This window comes from Neptuniibacter sp. QD72_48 (assembly GCF_047778065.1).
GTDB lineage: Bacteria > Pseudomonadota > Gammaproteobacteria > Pseudomonadales > Balneatricaceae > Neptuniibacter.
Genome location: NZ_CP180547.1, coordinates 3,354,693 through 3,375,696 on the forward strand (window position 1 = coordinate 3,354,693; position 21,004 = coordinate 3,375,696).

The window sequence follows — 21,004 nt, forward strand, 5'->3', positions numbered from 1 at the left end:
GGCGTCTGTGAATTAGCTTAGATGCTCTTAAGAGTGCCTTTTGGCAGAGCTGCTGATACGTGAGTTTTTTGGAAAGTCAGTTCAGTACCTTCGCTCACTTCTAGAACAATGTAGTCGTCGTTTAGGTTAACTACTTTACCCAGAATACCACCTGCAGTGATCACTTCGTCACCTTTGCTAAGGCCACCTAGAAGCTCTTTGTGCTCTTTAGCGCGCTTAGCTTGTGGGCGCCACATGAAGAAGTAGAAGATCAGACCAAAGCCAACCAAGAAAATCATGTTGAACATGCCAGAATCCATTGGGGCACCGGCAGCACCTTCAGCATAAGCTGGGGAGATAAAGAAGCTCATTTAGCTACTCCTAAAAATAATGTAAAAATTCTTGTCGTTATAAAAGCACTAACAACTTATATGGAGTCAATTGCGGGCGTTTCAAGGCCACGCTTACGATAAAATTCGTCCACAAAGTCGCTCAATTTACCCTGTTCGATAGCTTGACGCAATCCAGCCATTAGCTGCTGATAGTAATACAGGTTATGAATAGTATTTAACTGCGCGCCTAAGATCTCTTTACACTTATCTAAGTGGTGCAAATATGCACGGCTAAAGTTCTGGCAAGTGTAGCAATCACAGTTTTCATCAAGCGGACGCGTATCGGTTTTATTTACCGCATTACGGATCTTAACCACGCCCGTATCGGTAAATAGGAAGCCGTTTCGCGCGTTACGAGTTGGCATTACACAGTCGAACATATCAACACCACGGCGAACCGCTTCAACGATATCTTCTGGCTTACCTACACCCATCAAGTAACGTGGTTTCTCAGCCGGCATTTTGTAGGCAAGATGATCCAGTACTTTCACCATCTCATCTTTAGGCTCACCTACCGATAGACCGCCGATGGCATAGCCATCAAAGCCGATCTCTTCCAAGCCTTTCATCGATTCATCACGCAGGTGCGGGTACATACCGCCCTGCACGATACCAAACAACGCTGCAGGGTTATCGCCGTGTGCGTCTTTGGAGCGCTTAGCCCAACGCATAGACAAGCGCATAGACTCAGCTGCTTCAGTTTCTGTCGCAGGGTAAGGTGTACATTCATCGAAGATCATCACAATGTCAGAACCCAACTCACGCTGAACCTGCATCGACTCTTCTGGACCCATAAACACTTTACTGCCGTTTACAGGGGACTGGAAGGTCACACCCTCTTCGGTAATCTTACGCATTTTGCCCAAGCTAAATACTTGGAAGCCGCCGGAGTCGGTTAGGATTGGGCCTTTCCACTGCATAAAGTCATGCAGGTCACCGTGTTGCTTAACAATCTCGGTACCCGGACGCAGCATCAAGTGGAAGGTATTACCCAAGATAATCTGTGCGCCAGTCGCTTCAATATCGCGTGGCGTCATACCTTTAACCGTGCCGTAAGTACCTACAGGCATAAAGGCTGGCGTTTCTACCGTACCACGTGGGAACTGCAAGCGACCGCGACGGGCTTTGCCGTCTTCAGCCAGCTTATCAAACTGCATAAAACATTCTCTGCTCATTTAACTCTTACCTCTAATTTTACGCAGTTAAATCACTGACCACTTTTACGTGTTAAATACATGGCATCGCCATAACTAAAGAAACGGTATTTCTGCTCAACCGCCTCTTTATATGCCTTCATCATGTTGTCGTAGCCGGAGAACGCGCTCACAAGCATCAACAGAGTGGATTCTGGTAGGTGGAAGTTGGTGATCATCGCATCCACAGATTTGAATTCGTAACCTGGGAAGATAAAGATATCGCTATCACCAAATAACGGCTCGATTTCGCCATTACGGCTCGCGCTCTCCAAGCTGCGCACACTGGTTGTCCCTACCGCAATTACACGACCGCCTTCGGCACGCGTTTGCTTAACCAGCTCACAAACCTCTTCGCTCACTTCGATATACTCGGAGTGCATTACATGCTCATCGATATTATCGACTTTAACCGGCTGGAAGGTACCCGCGCCTACGTGCAAAGTAACAAAAGCACGTTTCACGCCCATGTCATCCAGCTTAGCCAACAGGGCATCATCAAAATGCAGACCTGCTGTAGGTGCAGCTACGGCACCCGGTTTTTTGTTATAAACCGTTTGATAACGTTCGCGATCTTCTAACTGATCTTCACGTTTCATATACGGCGGTAGTGGCATATGGCCATGCTGCTCAAGCGCCTGCACCAAACCACCTTCAATCAAAAATTTAAGCTCAAATAGGTTCTCGTGACGAGCCACCATCTCAGCTTCAATACCACCTTCAAGAATCAGCTTAGTACCCGGCTTAGGCGAACGACTGGAACGCACATGGGTTAAGGCACGCTTATCGTCTAAAACACGCTCAACTAAAACCTCAACTTTACCGCCAGACTCTTTAGTACCAAATAAACGAGCTGGGATAACACGGGTGTCATTGAAGATCATCAGATCACCCGGCTGGATCAATTCAAGCACATCGGTAAACTGACCGTGATTGAGTTCACCAGAATCGCCATTCACAGATAACAAACGGCTAGCGCTACGCTGCTCCAGAGGAAAACTCGCAATGAGTTCCTCAGGAAGCTCAAAATGAAAATCTTTAACCTGCATTCAGGGAATTCTTCTATATCAACATCAAAGGGACTTAAGGGCGCGCATTGTACCGGAAAGGAGATTTTTTTTCAGGTTTTCCAAAAGTATTGATTGACGCAAGCGTCCAGATTTCTATAATACGCCTCTCTTAAGTGCCAGCGTGATGAAATTGGTAGACATGAGGGATTCAAAATCCCTTGTCCGCAAGGACGTGCCGGTTCGAGTCCGGCCGCTGGTACCATCCTCCTCAACCCTTTGAGGAACAAGAGAAAACCCTTGTATTACAAGGGTTCTGATAGAGAAGCGGAATCGAAAGATGGCCGCTTTTTTTGTGCCTAAATCTCGCCCCCGGTCCATAACCTGAAAATATCCTGTGCGGATTTTGTGCGCAGAGGAATCCAATACAATCCATCGTTCTACACAAAGATTCACAACCTCTGTATAGATAAAGTCCGGCTTTACAGTCAAAACGTAGGGTAATTACGCCCCAAATTCAGGCGTTCAAGGGCAGCTAACGACACAGAGCAGCCATTGTCTGATAGGAAAGAATTCAAATATCCAAGACCTCCTATGCGCCAAAAGAAGTCCATTCAATAGTTTGAATACCAATTCCTCAGAATTTTAACTCTATAAGAACAAAGTAAACCATCGAAAATGGCTAAAAGTCGTACTAACAACCCATGCATCTTAGAGATGAGACTTATCCGTTGATTACATATTGGGTATAGTGATATTGATTTTTCTTTGAGAATTTCTTTGTGATAAAAACCCATAAAACAATATCTAGAAACACTGATTCACCAGTCATTGTTGGCATTGGCGCCTCTGCAGGAGGGCTAGAAGCACTTGATGTTTTTTTCCGTAAAGTTCCTCTCGCTAGCGGCCTATCTTTTGTCGTTATTCAACATTTGGACCCTGATCAAAAGGATCTCCTACCGGAAATCTTACAGCGTATAACGCCAATGGCGGTTACACAGGCGGTGGATCGACAAAAAGTAGAACCGGATTGTGTTTACATTATTCCCCCAAATTACGACATCTCAATCTCGAAGGGACTTTTGCATTTAAGTGCCCCAATAGCAGCTAGGGGGCAGCGTTTACCTATCGATTTTTTCTTCCTGTCCTTAGCGAAAGACCAACATGAGCGCGCTATAGCGGTCATTCTTTCCGGTATGGGCAGCGATGGAAAAAAAGGCGCTATATCTATTAAAGGAAATGGCGGAATAGTACTCGTACAATCATCCGATTCAGCTAAATTTGACAGTATGCCACTCAGTATTATTGATTCTGGATTGGCAGATGTTATTGCTCCAGCCCATGAGCTTCCTGCTAACATCCTGGCGTACTGCAAGCATGGCAGCCTTGTTAAACCTGCACAGGTAAGCATACCTACTGATCTAGCCTCTGATCTGCCTAAGCAAAAGCCTATAGAGGGCATCATCGGTTTGTTACATGAGCATACAGGCCATGACTTTTCACTCTATAAAAAAAGTACGATCTTTCGTCGTATAGATAGGCGGATGGGCATACATCAGATTCTGTCTAAGGATGTATACCTTAACTATCTCCAGCATAACCCTAATGAGTTAGATTTACTGTTTAACGAATTATTAATCGGCGTAACTAATTTTTTTCGCGACCCCCTAATTTGGGATGGCCTGGTAGACGATGTACTACCTGAGTTACTTAAAAATAACCCCGATGGGCGAGCATTTCGTGCCTGGGTATCCGCTTGCTCAACCGGCGAAGAGGCTTATTCTTTGGCAATGGCGTTCAGCGACGCCTTGCGCAAGCTAAACCCTGAAGGAATGTTTTCATTACAGATTTTTGCCACTGATCTAGATGAACAGGCGATCAAGTTTGCCCGGGCAGGCCATTACCCCTCACAAATTGAAGCTGACGTACCTAAGGATCAATTAGCACGTTACTTTACGAAAGTGGATACTGGCTATCGTATTAATGCATCGATTCGGGAAATGATTGTTTTCGCTAAACAAAACATTACCATGGATCCCCCATTTACTAAGCTGGATATCTTAAGTTGCCGCAATCTTCTTATTTATCTGGATTCTGCGTTGCAGAAGCGCTTAATTTCTCTGTTTCACTATTCGCTAAGTGATCAGGGCATATTGATATTAGGATCTGCCGAAACGGTTGGCACAGATTCATATCTGTTTAAGCCGATAGCTGAAAAGTCACATATCTATAAACGGATGAATAATCCGCGAAAGTTCCTTGATGTTGCTTTCCCGACCCAAGTACCCACAACCTTATATTCCAATCCAGAATTTTTAGTGCACGAGGCTCCTATGAGCAAACCTCTCGACAACCTCCAGACATTAGCCGACACACTGTTATTGCGTCATTTTTCGCCCCCTGCTGTATTAATTAATGAAGATGGCGACATCCTTTATATTAATGGACGTACGGGGAAATACCTTGAGCCTGCGGCAGGTCGAGCTAACTGGAATATTTACGCAATGATCCATGATGACTTACGCCCTGCTTTGGAAACAGCGATCAGAGCGGCAATCAGTCAGAAAGAACTCGTTAAAGTTCAAGGAACGATTTCACTGAGTAATCAAGCGACTCAGGGTGTTGAAATCGAGGCACAAACCATTGTTACACCAAAAGAACTTTCCGGTTTGCTCATGGTGATGTTTTCAGACTTTATCGCTCCGGATAGAGACCCAACAGACAAATTAACCACAAATGAAAAAGCTCTCGCACTTGAATTGCAACAAGCACGGCAAGCACTCAACACCTTGCGGGATGAGAATAGAATCTCGCAAGAGGAAGTAAGAGCCGCAAATGAAGAGCTTCAATCCACCAATGAAGAGTTACAATCAACGAACGAAGAGCTTACGACCTCAAAAGAGGAGATGCAGTCACTCAATGAAGAACTCCAAACACTCAACAGTGAACTACACTCAAAAGTAGAGGATTTATCATCCGTAAACAATGACATGGTCAACCTACTTAACAGCACAGAGATAGCAACACTGTTTCTAGATGGTGAACTTAATGTACGTCGCTTTACGAGCTTTTGTACGCCTCTGTTTAGGTTGATAGAAAGTGATATTGGGCGTCCACTGTCAGACATTGTGACTGAGTTAGAGTATCCCGACTTACAGCAGGACGTTACTCAAGTATTAAGAACATTGATCTTTTGTGAAAAGCAAATAAAAACGCATAAAAATCATTGGTATAAAGTAAGAATAATGCCTTATCGCACGCAAGAAAATGTCATTGACGGGGTGGTAATTACGCTCATTGATATTCAAGAATTGAAGCTGCTTGAGCTAGCAAAATAATAGCCTTTAGGTTGATTTAACGATGATGAAAGAAGTTGATCTGGATGAGAAGAAAACCAATCTTAGGCAGAAGGCAGAACAACGTCTTAACAAGGTAGGCGCTAAGCACAGTGATGCAGAAAAAAATAAGTTATTGCATGAACTCTCTGTCCACCAAATTGAGCTGGAAATGCAAAACCTCGCTCTCGAAGATGCGCGTATTGCTCAAACCGAAGCCCTCAACCGCTACACTGAGTTGTTCGAATTTGCTCCACTTGCATACCTGGTGCTAAATAATGATGCCGAGATTATCTCGATCAACCTAACTGGCTCGACGTTGCTCGATAACGATAGATCTGAATTGATCGGCTCCAAACTTACCCATTTTGTATGTCCCACTCAGAGAACAAAACTCGTTAAGACCTTAGTGGCTGTCATTAATTCCCAGCTCAAAGAAAGCGTTGAACTCAGCTTGAGTATAGGCTCTAAACATATCTGGGTGAATCTGGAGGTCAAACCCGATTCAGTCCCTGAGCATTGTCTAATAACCATGAACGACATCACCGCGAACAAGAAAGCAGAAACTGAAATGAGGCTTGCTGCAGCTGTTTATGGCTCACTGTCTGAAGCGGTTATGGTGATAAATACAGACTTTGAAATTATTAATGTAAATCAGTCTTTCACTGTTCTAACGGGGTATAGTCGTGATGAGATCATGGGGCAATCTCCCGTATTAATTCAATCGAAGACAACAAATGAAAATCAAAGACCTGAAACGCTGCAATATTTATGGAGCGATCTTCATCAAGGCAAGTGGGAAGGGGAGTTGAACCTTCTCCGTAAAAACGGTGAAGAATATACGGCACAACTATCTGTTAGCTCTATATACGACTCAAAAAACTTAGTGACTCATCGTGTTGCAACCTTTTCAGATATTAGTGAAAGGAAACGTTTAGATAATCTTATTCTCAAACAGGCTAATTATGATCTACTCACTGGTTTACCTAATCGGCAGCTATTTCAAGATCGGTTAGCCCAAGGCCTTCACTTAGCATCACGAAACCAGAAGAAACTTGTATTGTTGTCACTCGACATTGATAAATTTAAAGAAATTAATGATTCATTTGGGCACAAGATTGGTGATGCTTTATTGATAGAAGCTGCTACTAGACTGAGTGGGTGCGTTAGAGAGACGGATACTGTAGCACGCCTGGGTGGTGACGAATTTTCAATAATTATGGGCGAACTAGATGATCTCAGCACTATTCTTCCCGCTGCTAACCGAATTTTACAAGTTATGGCAGAGCCATTTCAGCTAAACAGTTCTTCAGCCCATGTATCGGTCAGTATCGGCGTGGCTGTTTTTCCTGATGACTCTACAGTTGATGAAGAGTTAATTAATGATGCTGACAATGCAATGTATGCTGCGAAAAAGCAGGGGCGAAATCGGGTCCATTTTTTCACACAGTTATTACAAGAGGAGATTAATAGAAAGGTTTATTTGAATAGTGAATTGAGAGAGGCTCTAAGCAAACATCAGCTCTCTGTTTTCTACCAACCCATTATCGATTTGAATACCGGGAAATTACATAAAGCAGAAGCACTGCTTCGTTGGAAACATCCGGTTTTGGGCTATGTTTCACCTGATGAGTTTATTCCTATTGCGGAAGATAGCGATCAGATCACTAAAATAGGCGATTGGATCTTTCACCAGGTAGCGCAACAGGCATTAGCATGGAGGTCAGGTTACGATTCAGAGTTTCAGATTAGCCTTAATAAATCTCCCGCACAGTTTTCTAGATCATATAACCAAGAAGTCTGGCTTAATTATTTACAGCGGATTGATCTCGACCCTAATGCTTTGGTCATTGAAATCACCGAGGGCTTACTAATGGATGGCAGTGAGCCAATTAATCGGCAGCTTATACAATTACATGAGTCTGGGATCGAAATTTCATTAGATGATTTTGGAACTGGATACTCATCACTCGCTTATCTTAAGAAATTTGATGTGGATTACATAAAAATTGATAGGGTATTTGTTAAGGATCTCAAACCAGGTTCAGATGATATGGCCTTATGCGAAGCTATTATTGTTATGGCACATAAGCTGGGTATAAAAGTAATCGCAGAGGGTATCGAAACAGAGATGCAACGAGAGCTATTACATACGGCAGGTTGTGATTACGGGCAAGGCTTCCTCTTTTCTAAAGCAGTATCAGCCGATCAGTTTGAAGCCATTTTAGATAGTTACTCCTGAATTGTATCCAGATCTTTAAACAAACTGAATCGCCACTAGTTCTTTAGACACCCATCAGCCGTTTCTCATATCGGTTTTCATACTCTATCGGTGATAGCTGATCATTAAAACCATGACGTCGTTTGCTGTTGTAAAACAGCTCTATGTATTCAAAGATATCACAGCGTGCATCTTCTCTGGTTGCATAAACCCTGCGGCGGATTCTTTCCCTTTTCAGTAGTTGGAAAAAGCTCTCAGCAACGGCATTGTCGTGGCAGTTACCTCGTCGGCTCATACTTCCTTTAAAGCCATGCATCTCTAAAAAGGATTGCCAATCATGGCTTGTGTACTGACTTCCCTGATCAGAATGAACAATAACCTCTGATTCAGGATTACGTCGCCATATAGCCATGAGTAAAGCGTCCAGCACTAGTTCCTTTGTAATACGGGATTGCATTGACCATCCAATAACTCGCCTTGAGAACAGGTCAACGACAATCCCCAAATACAGCCAACCCTCATGGGTTTTGATATAGGTGATATCTGTTACCCATGCTTTGTTAGGTGCAGGTACATTGAATTGCTGCTGAAGGTAGTTCGGCGTGACAATATGAACCTTGCCGCTTGTCTGGCGTGGTTTCCTGTAACCAACCTGTGCCTTCAGCCCAGCTATACGCATGAGTCGATAAACTCTATTTGGGCCACAGACTTCACCATACTCGCGCAGATCGCTATGGATCCTGCGGTAGCCATACACACCACCTGACTCCAACCAATACTGCTTGATCAATCCAGTGAGCCGTTGATCTTCTACAGGGCGCTTGGAAGAAGGTTTCTTACGCCATGCGTAATACCCGCTAGGATGTACATCCAGTAATGAACAGAGCTGACGTACAGGCCAGTCCTTATGATGATCACGGATAAAGGTGTACCTCAATCGGACTGGTTGGCGAAGTACACCGCGGCTTTTTTTAATATATCCCGCTCTTCAGTGACTCGCTTCAGTTCTTTCTTGAGACGGCGTATCTCTAGCTGCTCATCTGTCTTTGCTTTATGTTCGGCTGAATCGGGGCCGTACTTCTTGATCCAGGCATAAAGGCTGTGGGTTGTAACATCGAGCCGTTTAGCTACATCAGCAACGCTGTAGCCTCGGTCAGTGACCTGTTTAACCGCTTCGATCTTGAACTCTTCCGGATAACGTTTGTTGCTCATAAGCACCTCTTTAAAAGCCATTTTCTATGGCTGAGAGATGTCTAGCAAACTAGGGGCAATTCAGTCATGAGTATCGTAATGAGTAAAGGTGAGTATCAAAACAAATTTCGCCACTGGTAATTCCAGTCGCTAACGAACTACAGACAATAGGGATGAATTTAGAAGCCGAGCAACTGCTTCAAAGACAGGCTTACGGCTACTGCATCATCTCTGCCTATAACCGAGCAATTAACTTAATTGTGTCTCACTACATTCAATCAAAAGTAATAGCACTAACAGTAGCTTTAAAGAATAAACTCAGTATTAGACCTATACTATTGTTCTGATCTTTTTTTGGTTTTCACCATGAATTCCGAGCCTCTAATCCATATTGGTGCTCTTCTGCTAGCTGGCTTTGTCGGTGGGTTGATAGCCTCGCATTTCAAGTTCCCCCGCGTCAGCGGATATATCGTAACAGGAATGATCCTTAGCCCATCAGTAACCGGCTTTTTCCAAGAAACGGTGGTTAATGAAGAGCTTTCGGTCATCACTGATATTGCTCTCGGCATTATAGCCTTCTCAATAGGGGGAGCTCTTGTTCTGAAGAGTTTGAAAAAACTATATGGCTTTATTTTATGGATTAACGTTATGGAGTCATTCGGGGCGTTTTTTGTAACCACCTTACTTATATGCCTGATAGCACCTTCCATTATTAATATCAATTTACCCCCACAGTCTTTTTGGCAAACAATATTTCCTATGGCTCTAGTTATAGGCGCCATTACTGCTGCGACAGCACCAGCGGCAGTAATGGCGATCGTGCATGAATGCAGGGCTTCTGGGCCTTTTACTACGACACTTCTTGCGGTAGTGGCTCTCGACGATGTTGCTGCGATTGTCTTTTTTTCATTCTCAATAGTACTGGCTAACAGCCTAATGGAGGCGGAAACTCTTTCGTGGCAGATTATGATTTCCCCCGCTCTGTCGATCTTTACCTCTGTAGTGATAGGTATTGTTTCAGGGCTTATTTTTAGTAAAGCGGTCTGTTTTGTTCAACGTCGTGATGCAATGCTCGGCCTTGTTGGTGGTTTTATTCTGTTGATTTCAGGTATCTGCAATAGCACAGATGTTTCACCCCTCATCGCGAATATGGCCTTTGGCTTTATGGTGGCTAATTTCATTGCGCACACGCATGATATTTTTAGTGTTATTGAGGATGTAGAAGAGTTTCTTTTCAGCATGTTCTTTGTCTTAGCGGGTGCTCATCTTAGTTTATCTATCTTCAGTGTTTCTGGTTTTTTTCTTGCTGGGCTTATTATATTAGGAAGCTTCATAGGCAAATTCTTCGGGGCGCGTATAGGCGCAATAATTTCTCATGCTCCTAAAACGGTACGGCAATACCTTGGTCTTGCACTCTTACCAAAAGCGGGGGTAACGGTTGGCTTAATATTATTGGCGAAAGATATGTTCAACTCACCCCTCCTTGCGGACCTCATGGTAAATGCCGTCCTCTTATCGGTTATCGCCAATGAGCTGATTGCCCCGCCGCTTGTTAGATATGCGCTTCAGCGATCAGGAGAAACACACCATGAGTAGTATTGATAAAGTATGGGGGTTTAGATGAAAACTCGAGAGGTAATTAAATGCTTCAAGGAAAAAAGCGCGCCTATTGTTTCAGAAACAAGCACGCTTTCTACCGTATTAGAAACCATGTATGGCTTCAAGCACAGTGGGACTGTTTATGTCGTGAATGAAAACAAAGAGCTTACGGGTACGATTTCTCTGGATATGCTTGTGAGACAGATCCTTTCACACACTTTCGAACCCAGGATACATCCTCGTAGGCTTATAGCAGCTGTTACTTATGAGGTAGCGAGGGACATTATGCTGAAGAATCCCATATCGACAACGGAGGGTGAGGATGCTGAAGTAGTCCTCAAAAAAATGATAGATGCCAATGTTAAAGAGATCGCAATTCTAAATACCGAAGGGCAAGTGATCGGAGATCTTACATTACTAGACTTATTAAATGCGCTGCCTAAATTATGGAAACATAATTGAGGTGCTTATCGTTAACATTCATGTAGTAGCATAGTGAATTTGGCCACCTAATTAGAGGTGATATGGTCACCTCCAGACTACACAGGTGACACTATGACAAAACCAAAGCGACCAAACTTCAGCCCTGAATTTCGTCTTGAATCAGCTCAACTTGTTGTCGATCAAGGATACAAAGTACGAGAGGCTGCTGAAGCAATTCAATCAGTTGTTTTCGGGAGAAGTGCTTTTTGAAGGAAGCTTTAGGGTTTGAATCTAAGGCATAAATATGGAAGTTTTGACTTGCCTAAGTAGCGCTTTAATCAATTTATAATTCAATACAAATACCGACAACACTATTCCACCGGCACTGTGATCAGAATACGCCCCGTAAACGGTTCTTGGGTGCGCCTGTGGCTCATATAGATATGACAGTGGTTTTACCCTGACAACTCGGTCTGCACTGAGAATAAACTGCGTGAAAGGCCTGTTGCTTCGTTGATTTTTTCATCCCTGCAATTAGGCCTTGCTAGGGTTTAAGGTAATCCTGCTCTGTAACTATTTCCACATAACGTCAGATTTTTCCTTCACTGCAGCAGCAAGAAGATCAATCAGCGGGAGCGCTCGATTTGTCAAGCTCACCTCCTCTTCTTCAGTATCATCCTTGCCCATAACAAGAGGCTGCTTTTTATCCGCATCAACTGCAGCGGTTAACTTGCTCAGTGCTTCAGGAACGTCTGCTGCCAGAATTGCGCCAGGGACGGTCGCGCTGTGCCCCATCATTTCTAGCATGGAAAGACCTACATCGCCAAACATCGTAATACTGCTATATGCATCTGTTGTAAATGTTATCAGCATGAGATGCTCCTTGAATTGATTAACCTGTACTACTGATTAAAATAAAACAGATAAGAAAGACATCTACATTATTGCAGACTTCTGTGGCACCAACACATTATTCACCACTCTACACATCCGGATGCTGCATAGGACTTACTCTTTCAGTGAGCACAGAACCAGAATGATTCTGGCCATGAATCCAACGTCTCTTCTTCTAACGCGTGCTCAATGGCTGCTATTAGCAGCTGAGCGAGCTTTATACGACCATCTTTGCCTTTACTCGTAGTCTCAATAATCCCTGTCGCGTAGCTATCATCTATCCCTATAGCGTATGTGTGACAGAGGATGATATTATCTCTGCCGCTTTCATGCAGTACGTATTCAGTATCTTTCGCTAAGACTGGGATATTCAGCCTGTCGACATACCTACGCTTTTTCTTCTTAGTGACGATTTTATCCAGGCTGAACTCGCCATAATCTAATTTCCAATTTTGCGAATCAGGAAGCTTGAATTCATAACTTAAGGTAAAATCTGAGCTTGCAGGGAATTTGAACTCTAGAGTGGACAGTTTTTAGGTTTGTGGCCCTGGCTGTTTGAATCCATCTTTAAAACTGTGGCCTGAACTGTCAGGGGAGTATTCTCTGAAGTTGAGCACTTTTTCTTCTTTTCTGATGCTTTTAAAAGCTTGGCAAGGGTTGGATCATCTATGTCCATTGGGCATCCACTAAAACAACCAGCGAAGGAAAAGAATGATCCTATTCTGATTCAATTTACATAGCTATCTATCAATCGCATTAACTGAAACAGTTCGTAGTCACCGCACTCTGCTGAGGTGAGTAGCCTTCGGCAGCTGCGTCGTAACGAGGTTTACCCTCTTTCTGGCAACCGCATCAACAATGCTAGACCCACCACTGCAGAAACAACAGATGCGAGGAAGATTCCCAGCTTAGCGCTGTCAATGAGGTTTTCGCTAAAAGCTATATTTGCAATAAACAACGCCATGGTGAAGCCGATTCCGGCGAGAAAACCACCACCGACCAGCAGCCGCCAATTAAGTCCTGGAGGAAATATGGCAATGTGCAAGCACACTGCCAGCCAAGTAAAAAACAGAATACCTATGGGCTTACCCAGCACGAAACCTAAGAAAATTGCCCCTGTAACCGAGCTATCAATGTCACTGAATGTGAGTGGCAAGCCTGCGTTGGCAAATGCGAATAGTGGCATGATGGCAAAAGCCACCCAAGGGTGCAGCGTTATCTCCAGGCGTTCTGCTGGAGAAAGCGATTCACGCGCAGCTACTTCAGCAATTTGCAACGTTTGCCGATCCTTCGTGTCTCCACTGGTTTCGTCACTGGATGGATGGGAAATCACCTGACCCAATATCGAATAAAGCCGTTTGTCACTCACCCAGCGACGAGCGGGCGCCATTAAACCGAGTATGACGCCTGTGACGGTGGAGTGGATACCAGACGCATCCACGGCAAGCCAGGTGAATACACCGACCAATAGGTAGAGCGGAAAACCACGAAACCCGAGTACGGAGATGATGCGCGTCATCACCAAACCCAGAGCAGCCAACGTCAACGGCCACCAGACAATATGGCTGCTGTAGCCTATCGCGACGACCAGTATGGCGCCTATATCGTCAACAATCGCCAACGATAGCATAAATACCCGCAAACTTTTAGGGATGCGCGAGCCGAGCAGAGCCAGACAACCGATAACAAACGCCGTGTCAGTTGCCATGACGGTGCCCCACCCAGACTGAGCGGCCTGCCCCGATTGCAGTGTCAGATAGATGGCGGCGGGGAGGATCATGCCGCCGAGGGCTGCGGCTATGGAGAGCGCGGCCTGGCGCGGTTCGTTCAACTCTCCAAGAATTATCTCCCGCTTAAGCTCCACCGCAACAAGAAAGAAGAAAAACGTCATCAGACCTTCATTGATCCACTCACGCAGCGAACGACCAAATTCAAAGGAGCCGAACTGAAGTCCCACCCGCGTCTCCCAAGCATGTTCGAACGAAACCGCCCAGGGCGAGTTCGATAGAACCAGTGCAGCAATGGTAAACAATAAGAGAATCGATCCACCTGCGGACTCGATGTGTAAAAAGCGTACAAAAGGGTTCGTCAGCCGATCAACAAGCTCCTTTGGTAATCGAGTGGTATCTGGATTAGCTTGCCGATCTTTCATCATAAAAATCATTCTGGCAGCCAAGAGCTGTCTGTTGTACGGGGCCTTTTCACACACTCTTAATGAGTATCAGCGGACGGGTTAATTGGTCCAACAACACCCCTGTTAAATACTTATAATTATAGTCTGCCGCCGTCATCGAGATGATGACCCTGTAACCTCTTTCAATCGGGATGACATGAGCAATGCCGGATGGCCTCTTTGACAATTGGAACCAGAGGAGCCGCAACGCTGAGGGTGCGTATCCCGCACCTGAGTAGCTCGGCAATATGTTCAGGTCGTCCCGCCAGCTCACCGCACACGGACAGCGGCATCTGTGGTACGTCATCATGAACCAGACGCAGTAACCGAAAGATCACGGCTGATCCATCGTTGAAATAGTGTTCCACCGCCGCGTTATCCCGGTCGGCTGCAAAGGTGTACTGGGTCAGGTCATTGGTGCCGAAGCTCAGAAAATCGGCGTACTCGGCGATCGCCTGCACCGATAGCGCTGCCGCGGGGGTTTCGATCATGGCGCCAATCCTGGGAACGGTCTCCTTCGGCCAGAGCTGCCGCAGCAGCTCTTTTACGGCGGCCATATCTTCGGGCAGTGACACCATCGGCACCAAAATCCGCATATCGAAGTCGCGGGACAACGCCATCACCGCGCGCAGCTGGGTTTTGAGCAGCTCCGGGTACGCACGCAGCAAGCGAATCCCCCTTAGCCCCAGTGCGGGATTGGATTCGGCAAAAAACGCCAAAAAAGGCAAGGGCTTGTCGGCACCCACATCCAGCAGCCGCACACACACCGAGCGGCCCTTCGCCGCCGCCAGTACCTGAGTCATTTCACCAACCAGTTCAGAGGTATCGGGTGGGGTTGTACGGCCCAAATAAGCCTGTTCCATTCGGTATAGGCCCACGCCTTCCGCACCGTTGGCGATCGCCAGTTGGGTATCACTGCTGCTCCCCACATTGGCGATCACCGAGACCGTTACGCCATCTCGGGTGACGGCCGGCCGGCGGGCATTTGCTCGTGCTACGCGATAGGCCTCCGCTTTTTCTTTGGTGAGGCGCTGGAAAGCGATCAGCTGCGTGCTCTTTGGCCGAACCGTGACGGTTCCTGCATCCGCATCCACGAGCGCCAGAATAGCGTCGGGCACGGTGCTGACCAGATCCGGGATGCCTGATATGCAGGGCAGGCCAAGCTGGCGAACAAACAGGGCCGCATGGGAACCGCTGCTGCCGTGTTCGAGTAGCACGCCGGCGATGGCGCGATGGGCGAGAAAAACGGTATCGGAGGGCAGCAGCCTGGAGGCGACCAGGATGCAACCCGGGGGGATTTCATCGAGAGGATGAGCCGTAATGCCAGCGAGGGCATTGCACAGGCGTATCGATAGGTCGCGCATATCGTCGCCTTTTTCCCGGGCGATCTGTGATTCCAACGCCAGAAACCGGCTTTCCCAGCGCAGGAAAACCGCCTTTACGGCACTGCTGGCGCAGAGCAGGTTGTCGACGACCTCTCTCCTCAACTCCTGCTGCAGCGACGGGTCATTGAGCATCAATCGGTGCGACCCAAACACCTCAGAGAGGCGCGAGTCGATCTCTTTTTCCACCCGTGTCGCCAGTACCACCAGATCCTCCGATATGCCTGCGGTGGCAAAATCAAGACGGGCCAGCTCCTGTTCGACCTGACTGTGGGCTATGTCCACCGGTGTATCGATCGGCTCAAGCAGATCATGATGGACGTGGATAATCCCCTGCGCCAATCCCGGCGATATCGGGGTGCCATGAAGGACGAACGACGAACCAATCTGTTGCATAAGTTACCTATTTTATTCCATAGAGGTTCATTGTGCGCTTTGGCTACAGGCCACTGCCTTAAACCCTCACATATCACTCACCGGTTTGACGATGGACGCAGCGATCAGTTCACGTAATCGGCAGTGCAGAATGCCGCCGTGATGGTAGAATCTCAGCTCATCCTGGGTATCGATCCGGCAGCGGGTCTTGACTACCCAAGGTTTCCCGCGCTCGGGCTGAATCTGAACGCTGACATCACTCCCCGGAGTCACCTCCGCCAATCCTGCGATACTGACACACTCGTCACCGGTCAGCTGCAGCACGGCGAGACCGGTTTGCAGTTCCAGTTGCAGGGGCAAAACCCCCATGCCGATTAAATTAGAACGATGGATCCGTTCGAAGCTCTCGGCGATTACTGCGCGCACACCGAGCAGGCTCGGACCCTTAGCGGCCCAGTCACGAGAGGAGCCGGTACCGTATTCCGCCCCGGCAAACACCACCAGCGGGATCCCCAGTTGCTGAAAATGCTGGGCAGCGGCGAAGATACTGACTATTTCTGGAGAGGGTGCCAGCCGCGTCACACCTCCGTGCTGATGCGGCGCCATCAAATTCTGCAGCCGCGGATTGGCGAAGGTACCACGCATCATCACCTCGTGGTTGCCGCGGCGACTGCCATAGGAGTTGAACGCTGCCGGCTCGACACCATGGCTTTGTAGGTAGGCACCCGCAGGACTGTCCTCGGCGATACTGCCGGCCGGCGAGATATGGTCGGTAGTCACACTGTCACCGAGCAGTGCCAGGATCCGCGCCTCGACAATATCTTCAACAACTGAGGGCCCCGGTTGCAGGCTGTCAAAATAGCTAGGATAGCGCACGTAGGTGCTGATGCTGTCCCAGGGGTAGCGCTGGCTATCGCTGATCGCCAATTCCTGCCAGTGGCGGGTGCCGGTGAAGACGTCCGCGTAGCGTTGCCGAAACTGCACTTGGTTTACGTGAGCAGCAACGGTGGCGGCGATCTCCTCGGCGTCGGGCCATAGGTCGCTCAGGAACACCGGTTGGCCCTGAGGATCCAGACCCAGCGGATCGCGGGTCAGGTCCAGATCAATCCGACCCGCCAGGGCGTAAGCCACCACCAGCGGCGGTGAGCAGAGAAAACTGGCAGTTACCTGCGGGTGAATCCGCCCCTCAAAGTTACGGTTGCCAGACAGCACTGCACAGACATTGACCTTCTGCTGGCTGATGGTACCAGCTATGGCGGGATCCAGGGGACCAGAATTACCGATACAGGTAGTGCAACCATAACCCACTAGGTTGAAGCCTAGCTGATCCAGCTCCGCTTGCAGGCCGGCCGCCTGTAGGTAATCGGTCACCACCTTGGACCCCGGCGCCAGGGAGGTTTTGACCCAGGGGGCGACCTGCAGACCACGCCGACGAGCATTGCGCGCCAATAGACCGGCAGCCATCATTACCGTGGGATTGGATGTGTTGGTGCAGCTGGTAATCGCCGCAATTACCACCGCCCCCTCTTGCATTCTGAAGGGTTTGCCAAGTACAGCATGGGTACGAGGTGGATCGTCAGTTGGGCGTTCCTGCGCCTGCCCCCCTGCTTTTCCTTGAGCCTTGGCAAACTGCTGGAAAGCCGCGGCCACATCTGACAGCGCCACCCGATCCTGGGGGCGACGCGGTCCAGCGACGCTGGCTTTGATATCAGTAAGATCCGGCGTCAGCTCTACGCTGTAGGTGGCACGTGGAGACGTATCATCGTGCCAGAACCCCTGGGCACGGGCGTAGGCTTCTACCAGGGCAACCTGCTGCGGGTCGCGCCCGGTCAGGATGAGATAACGCAGGGTCTCGGCATCGATGGGGAAGAGGCCGCAGGTAGCGCCATATTCCGGTGCCATGTTAGCGATAGTGGCACGATCAGGCAGACTCAGACTGTTCAGACCGCTGCCAAAAAATTCGACAAAGCAGCCGACCACGCCTTGCTGACGCAGCATCTCTGTTACCCGTAGTACCAAGTCGGTGGCGGTGCTGCCCGGCGGCAGCCGACCACTAAGCTCGACGCCGACCACCCGCGGTAGTTGCAGGCTGATCGGTTGACCGAGCATCGCCGCCTCCGCCTCAATTCCGCCCACTCCCCAGCCCAGAATGCCAAGACCATTGATCATAGTGGTATGACTATCCATCCCCACCAGAGTGTCGGGATAAGCCAGCTGCTCACCAGTATCCAGCGCCTGCGTCCACACCACCCGCCCGAGGTACTCCAAGTTGACCTGATGACAGATCCCGGTGCCCGGGGGCACCACCCGGACGTTATCGAATGCAGCCTGCCCCCAGCGCAGAAAAGTGTAACGCTCGTGATTGCGTAGCATCTCCTGGCGTACGTTTTCATCAAAGGCTCCCTCGTCGCCGGCACGATCCACGGTGACTGAATGATCGATCACCAGATCCACTGGAATCTGCGGGCTGATCCGGCCAGGTTCGCCTCCAGCCTCGGCCATGACATCACGCATCGCTGCCAGGTCCACCAGCGCCGGTACCCCGGTAAAGTCCTGCATCAGGATGCGTGCCGGCATAAAGCTGATCTCCTTGATCGACTTACCTGTTTTAAGCCAGTCGCCCAGTGCCTCTATTGAGGCACGCGTGGCCTGCGCATCCTGCCCGTGGCGCAACAGGTTTTCCAACACAACCTTCAAAGCAAAAGGCAGCCGAGACAGATCGCCGCATTGGCCGTAGGCCGCGTAGGCCGCGGGCAGTGCATAGTAGAGGTAAGCTTCGACACCCACCTGCAGGGTGCGCTGAAACGGGGAGGATTGATCCGTAGAGTGAGTCATTGTTTACTCTCCGGTGAGGGTCTGGCTGTACAGACGACTCTAGTTATAGCCAACCTTGGATCGCCGGCGATTACGGCTGCGTGACCTTCACTTTCTCCGGTATCCTGGGGCCAACCGGTGCCATGCCCTGCAGATACTTGAACAGTTCGCTGTCAGTAGACAGCACCAGGGTAGTGTTTTGTCCGATTACCGTTTTGTAGGCTTGCAGGCTGCGGGTGAACTGGTAAAAGTCTACCGCTGCAGGGTTCTGATTGTAGGCTCGGGCGTAGATTTCTGTGGCCTTAGCATCGGCCAGGCCGCGTATTTCCTCCACTTGGCGGTAGGCTTCAGACTGGATCTTGTTCAGATCCCGCACCCGGTCACCACGGATACGCGCCGCCTCACCGTTACCCTCGGATAGAAAGCGTTCAGCGATCTGTCGCCGTTCACTGATCATCCGGTCGTAGATTTTAGGACGTACGCTTTCGTTGTAATTGATCCGTTTGAAGCGGATATCAAGCAGCTCGATGCCAAACACCCGCACCTTTTCAGCCGCCGCCACGAATATCTCGGCTTCCACCTGCTTACGCCCCTTCTGGATCGCCACCCAGGCGCTGGTATCCAGCGAGCGTCCCCCGCCGCTCAACAACGCATCACGCAGCGGCACCCGATCCTTGGTAGTACGTATGATCTCGATCAGCTCGTGCTTAGCCACCGCATTACGTGTCTCGCTGCCGAGAATATCGTCCAGCCGGGATTGAGCGCTACGCTCATCACGCAGGCGCAAGAAGTACTGCAGCGGATCGGTGATGCGCCAACGGGCGAACAGGTCGACAGAGATATAAAGCTTGTCCTTGGTCGGCATGTCCGAGGGTTTACCGTCCCATTCGAGTACCCGCTTATCGATGGCGTTGACCTCCTGGATAAACGGTAGCTTGAGCTTCAGCCCCGCCTCGGTGATAGGCTCTCCCACCGGCTTGCCGAACTGGGTGATGATCACCTGCTCAACTTCGCTGACGGTGTAGATAGAGCTGTACAGCAGGTACCCGGTGACCAGGGTCAGCAACAGGGTAAGGGTTGAGTTTATTCTGTTCATGGTCGACCTCCGCTACCGTATCCCAGATTGAGCAGCGGCAAAATACCGCCCGCCTGCTGGTCGACGATTACCTGAGTCTGAATGCTGGGCAACACCTCCTGCAGCGTCTCAATATAGATCCGTCGACGGGTCACCTCCGGCGCCTTACTGTACTCTGCCAGCAGCGCGCTAAAGCGCGACGCATCACCCTCGGCTTCGTTTATCCGCTTGAGACGGTAGCCGTCGGCCTCTCGAATTCGCTGATCTTTTTCACCCTGGGCCAGGGGAATCACCTTGTTGTAGTCGCGCCGCGCCTCATTGATCAGTTTCTCTTTTTCCTGCTGCGCCTGGTTAACCTCATTGAACGAGTCCTGCACCGGCAGCGGCGGGTTGATGTTTTTCAGTTGCACCTGGTCGATGCTAATCCCCATCACGTATTTGCTGGAGAGTAGCTGCATCTTGGCCAAGGCTTCGATTTCGATCTCCTGACGCCCCACGGTAATCACCTCGTCAACAGTGCGGTCGCCCACCACCTCGCGCATCACCGATTCAGAGACATAGCGCAGGGTTTCAGCGGGTTCGCGCACCTCAAATAGAAACTTAACCGGATCGGCGATGCGGTACTGCACCACCCACTCCACCAGCGCAGCGTTGAGGTCGCCGGTGACCATCTGGGTTTCACGCTTCTTATCACGGGGGCGGGGGCTTTGGTAGGGATCGTTGGCGCCGGGGGTAGTAAAGCCAAACTCCTGCTTCAACTGCCGCTTGACCGGTACGATGGTAGCAATATCCATCCCCAGCGGCAGTTTAAAATGCAACCCCGGTGGCACCTCGTAGAGATACTTACCGAAGCGCTGTACCACTGCCACTGAATCACTCGGCACAGTGTAGTAAGCAGTCCAGAAACCCAGTCCGCTAAACACCAACACCGCAAGACCGATGATCCTAGTA

15 protein-coding genes and 1 tRNA gene are annotated in these 21,004 nt (G+C 48.8%); 6 read left to right on the forward strand and 10 right to left on the reverse strand.

Annotated elements, in window-relative coordinates; all coding sequences use genetic code 11:
- Positions 1–17 precede the first annotated feature (17 nt).
- The 3 genes from yajC to queA are packed head-to-tail and all read right to left on the reverse strand — an operon-like array spanning position 18 to position 2,613.
- Positions 18–350, reverse strand: coding sequence for a preprotein translocase subunit YajC (gene yajC, locus ACMXYX_RS15300; protein WP_415882520.1), 333 nt, complete (start codon positions 348–350; stop codon positions 18–20).
- A 56-nt stretch (positions 351–406) separates the two neighbouring features.
- Positions 407–1,546, reverse strand: a complete 1,140-nt coding sequence (gene tgt, locus ACMXYX_RS15305) for a tRNA guanosine(34) transglycosylase Tgt (protein WP_415882521.1) — start codon at positions 1,544–1,546, stop codon at positions 407–409.
- 32 nt (positions 1,547–1,578) lie between these two features.
- Positions 1,579–2,613: a tRNA preQ1(34) S-adenosylmethionine ribosyltransferase-isomerase QueA gene (queA, locus tag ACMXYX_RS15310; RefSeq protein WP_415882522.1), complete on the reverse strand. Its 1,035-nt coding sequence runs from the start codon at positions 2,611–2,613 to the stop codon at positions 1,579–1,581.
- Positions 2,614–2,749: 136 nt separating this feature from the next.
- On the opposite strand from queA, the gene ACMXYX_RS15315 reads away from it, so the two are divergent.
- From ACMXYX_RS15315 to ACMXYX_RS15325, 3 genes are all read left to right on the forward strand, one after another.
- A tRNA-Leu gene (locus tag ACMXYX_RS15315) sits at positions 2,750–2,836 on the forward strand.
- Positions 2,837–3,353: 517 nt separating this feature from the next.
- Positions 3,354–5,909 carry a chemotaxis protein CheB gene (locus ACMXYX_RS15320; protein WP_415885910.1) on the forward strand — a complete coding sequence of 852 codons (2,556 nt, stop codon included), beginning with the start codon at positions 3,354–3,356 and terminating at the stop codon, positions 5,907–5,909.
- A gap of 22 nt (positions 5,910–5,931) precedes the next feature.
- Positions 5,932–8,148 carry an EAL domain-containing protein gene (locus ACMXYX_RS15325; RefSeq protein ID WP_415885911.1) on the forward strand — a complete coding sequence of 739 codons (2,217 nt, stop codon included), beginning with the start codon at positions 5,932–5,934 and terminating at the stop codon, positions 8,146–8,148.
- Positions 8,149–8,191: 43 nt separating this feature from the next.
- On the opposite strand, the gene ACMXYX_RS15330 is transcribed toward ACMXYX_RS15325, so the two are convergent.
- Positions 8,192–9,339 (reverse strand): IS3 family transposase gene (locus ACMXYX_RS15330; RefSeq protein WP_415906215.1). Its coding sequence is split into 2 segments (ribosomal slippage): positions 8,192–9,102 and positions 9,102–9,339, totalling 1,149 coding nucleotides; the frame shifts between segments, so codons are not numbered across the junction.
- A 345-nt stretch (positions 9,340–9,684) separates the two neighbouring features.
- On the opposite strand from ACMXYX_RS15330, the gene ACMXYX_RS15335 reads away from it, so the two are divergent.
- From ACMXYX_RS15335 to ACMXYX_RS15345, 3 genes are all read left to right on the forward strand, one after another.
- Positions 9,685–10,914 (forward strand): cation:proton antiporter, encoded by a 1,230-nt coding sequence (locus ACMXYX_RS15335; protein WP_415902129.1) that lies wholly within the window; start codon positions 9,685–9,687, stop codon positions 10,912–10,914.
- A gap of 24 nt (positions 10,915–10,938) precedes the next feature.
- Complete coding sequence (locus ACMXYX_RS15340) at positions 10,939–11,379, forward strand: CBS domain-containing protein (protein ID WP_415885915.1); 441 nt, start codon at positions 10,939–10,941, stop codon at positions 11,377–11,379.
- Between the two features lie 93 nt (positions 11,380–11,472).
- Positions 11,473–11,610: a hypothetical protein gene (locus ACMXYX_RS15345; protein ID WP_415888126.1), complete on the forward strand. Its 138-nt coding sequence runs from the start codon at positions 11,473–11,475 to the stop codon at positions 11,608–11,610.
- Positions 11,611–11,913: 303 nt separating this feature from the next.
- Here the strand turns inward: ACMXYX_RS15345 and ACMXYX_RS15350 are convergent, their stop codons facing one another.
- The 6 genes from ACMXYX_RS15350 to hflK all read right to left on the reverse strand — a co-directional run bounded on the left by ACMXYX_RS15350 (position 11,914) and on the right by hflK (position 20,922).
- On the reverse strand, positions 11,914–12,213 hold the full coding sequence (locus ACMXYX_RS15350) for a DUF1840 domain-containing protein (RefSeq protein WP_415885916.1): 300 nt from the start codon (positions 12,211–12,213) through the stop codon (positions 11,914–11,916).
- A gap of 850 nt (positions 12,214–13,063) precedes the next feature.
- Positions 13,064–14,398, reverse strand: coding sequence for a Na+/H+ antiporter NhaA (nhaA, locus tag ACMXYX_RS15355; RefSeq protein WP_415906216.1), 1,335 nt, complete (start codon positions 14,396–14,398; stop codon positions 13,064–13,066).
- A 152-nt stretch (positions 14,399–14,550) separates the two neighbouring features.
- Positions 14,551–16,185, reverse strand: a complete 1,635-nt coding sequence (gene ptsP, locus ACMXYX_RS15360; protein WP_415906217.1) for a phosphoenolpyruvate--protein phosphotransferase — start codon at positions 16,183–16,185, stop codon at positions 14,551–14,553.
- 66 nt (positions 16,186–16,251) lie between these two features.
- The gene (acnA, locus tag ACMXYX_RS15365; protein ID WP_415906218.1) at positions 16,252–18,999 is read right to left on the reverse strand and encodes an aconitate hydratase AcnA; all 2,748 of its coding nucleotides are present in this window, start codon (positions 18,997–18,999) and stop codon (positions 16,252–16,254) included.
- A gap of 70 nt (positions 19,000–19,069) precedes the next feature.
- Positions 19,070–20,074 (reverse strand): protease modulator HflC, encoded by a 1,005-nt coding sequence (gene hflC / locus ACMXYX_RS15370; RefSeq protein WP_415902133.1) that lies wholly within the window; start codon positions 20,072–20,074, stop codon positions 19,070–19,072.
- Positions 20,071–20,922, reverse strand: coding sequence for an FtsH protease activity modulator HflK (hflK, locus tag ACMXYX_RS15375; protein ID WP_415902134.1), 852 nt, complete (start codon positions 20,920–20,922; stop codon positions 20,071–20,073). Before hflK ends, hflC begins: the two co-directional genes overlap by 4 nt.
- Positions 20,923–21,004: the final 82 nt, after the last annotated feature.